Source organism: Mesorhizobium sp. M7A.F.Ca.US.002.01.1.1, assembly GCF_004022955.1.
GTDB classification, from domain to species: Bacteria; Pseudomonadota; Alphaproteobacteria; order Rhizobiales; family Rhizobiaceae; genus Mesorhizobium; species Mesorhizobium ciceri.
Window position 1 is genome coordinate 1 of sequence record NZ_RZQE01000719.1, and the last position, 2,174, is coordinate 2,174.

At 58.8% G+C, this 2,174-nt stretch carries 4 protein-coding genes; all 4 read right to left on the bottom strand.

Annotated features, from left to right (window positions below; all coding sequences use genetic code 11):
* The gene (locus EN932_RS39320) at positions 1–243 is read right to left on the bottom strand and encodes a hypothetical protein (protein ID WP_128369452.1); all 243 of its coding nucleotides are present in this window, start codon (positions 241–243) and stop codon (positions 1–3) included.
* 385 nt (positions 244–628) lie between these two features.
* Positions 629–1,021 (bottom strand): response regulator, encoded by a 393-nt coding sequence (locus EN932_RS34575; protein ID WP_128369453.1) that lies wholly within the window; start codon positions 1,019–1,021, stop codon positions 629–631.
* 129 nt (positions 1,022–1,150) lie between these two features.
* The gene (locus EN932_RS34580; RefSeq protein WP_128369454.1) at positions 1,151–1,354 is read right to left on the bottom strand and encodes a hypothetical protein; all 204 of its coding nucleotides are present in this window, start codon (positions 1,352–1,354) and stop codon (positions 1,151–1,153) included.
* Positions 1,351–2,174: RNA ligase family protein (locus EN932_RS34585; protein ID WP_128369455.1), on the bottom strand; the 824-nt coding region annotated here is incomplete at its 5' end. The genes EN932_RS34585 and EN932_RS34580, both read right to left, overlap by 4 nt.

The window sequence follows — 2,174 nt, forward strand, 5'->3', positions numbered from 1 at the left end:
CTACCCAGCCGTAGGCGGCCGAACCGGACCTGTGGTGTTCCACCGAATGAACCCGACTTCCTTCCCGGTGACTTGCCGCACGGTGTTCAACAGCACCTCGTGCAGGACGCGCGTCTGCCTGTAGTGGACGCAATGCGGCGATATGAACGGCTTGATGATGCTTAGGTGCAGCGCTTCCGCCGCTGCGAGAAAGCGCTCGATTTCAGCCTGCGATAATTGCTTTGACGGTTTTGACCTAGCCATTGCGACACCTTTTGAGGGTCGCCCCACCCGAGGACAATAATCCTACCGGAGCGTTTCGATGTAAAGGCCTCAACCTCAGGTCTTTAACTTTTTGCCCGACCTGAGGAACTGCATCCACAATCCAATGTTCGGGATGTGCTCGGTAAGGATAGCCCTTGAAACACCCGAGCAGAGGCCCGTCACTGGTTTCCCTCAAGTTCAGTGGCGGGCCTTTTCGTGAGCCGCCGGCAAGCGTCAAATCTTTCGTGGGGCTGGAACAAGCGTCTGCCATCGAAGTTGGAAACGTGCTTGGTCAAGTTGAAACCCCGTGGCGGCCAAGCATCTGGTACAAGTGCAAGGCCCGTCGCTGTATCTGTGTCCTCAGCGGCGGGCTTTTCCTATCCACCTAAGCCGCGCCATCGCCGAGCGTTAGATGCTGCTGATTGAGAAGTGTGGACAGCGCCGTAATGACCTGGGCCATCACGAATGGCTTGGAGATCATGATGCTGTCAGGGACGCCTTCCGCGCTCCATTGGGGAGCGCCGTCTCCGCTGATATAAACCACGGTGATTGCGGGGTTCATTCGCCTAAGATGCCGGGCTAGCTGCCAACCATTCTTGCCAGATCCAAGCCGTATGTCTGTAAGCAGACTGCTAAACGGCACTTCGTCGAACGCCTTTATGGCCGCTTCGGCTGTTGTCACCCCGACAACCCGGAAACCAGCCTCTTCCAATCCTGTTTCAAGGTCGAGCAGAATCATTGGCTCGTCTTCAACGACCAGAACCGCAACGTCGCTCATTGCGAAAGTTCCCCTTAAGGGCCAGCAACGGGGCAGATGCACATTAGTTGCATCTAATAGAAAGAATTTTCCTGCGGCGAAAGTGGCCGCGCGTGAAGGGGCAATGCGCGGCCACTGCGGGGCGGGGCACTAGCGCGTCAGCCGCTCGACCGTCTCAATGATGGCCTTAGCCAATGCCTCGCCCTCATGGATCGGCTCCGGGCCGTAGTAGCCCGTCACCCATTCCTCGCTCGGCAGCACGCCGGCAGGGCATACCTGCTCGATGGCCATTCGGACGAGCTTCAAGGCTGCACGCTGATCGACTGCCACAGGGGAGTTGGGTTCGGGCGTCATGCCTTAGCCTCGCGGATCGCCCGCAAAGTCGCATGGCGTAGCTTGTCCTCGCGCTTAAGGGTCTTCACTCGTCCGACAAGGCCAGGTTTGATCCATTCGGCGTCTGGCTTGTCGGCTCCCTTCGGTGGCGTACCTTTCCCCTCCTGGACCTTGGCATAGAGGCGTTCGCGCATGGCTTTGGTCAGGGCGATGTGAGCCGATCCGACATAGCGGCGTTCCGCATCGCGGGTTGCCATCAAAGCGAGTGGTGCCGATCCCGGTTTTAACTGCACGCCTGCCACTTCAAAGTCGACTTCCTCGTAGCATTTGGTTTTCAGCCACGCTTCGGTGTCGCCTGACCGATAAACGCTATCAGGCCGCTTCGACACCATGCCCTCCAGGCCCATGCGATCAACCGCGGCGTAGAAGTCGGCCCCGCCGCCATGCACATGGTGACTGTACTGGATCACGCCCTTGGCAGGCCCGACGATTTCGAGCAGCTTCTCCCGGCGTGCCAGCAACGGTTCGGGGCGCAGGTTGATTCCATCGAAGTGCAGTAGATCGAAGGCGACGAAGATGATCCGATCCGGCGCCCATCGCATCGCCGACCGCAGCGAATGGAAATCCGATACGCCTTTCTCGTTGAGGACGATTGCCTCGCCGTCAATGATTGCCGACTTGACGGGCAAGGCTTGCGCCGCCTCCACGATCTGATGGTACGTCGATGACCAGTCGTAGCCCCTTCGGGTGATCGCTCGGGCCGTGCCGTCCTCGATTATGATTTGCGTCCGGTAGCCGTCATATTTGATTTCGTGAATCCAGTTGTTCCCTGTCGGCGGCA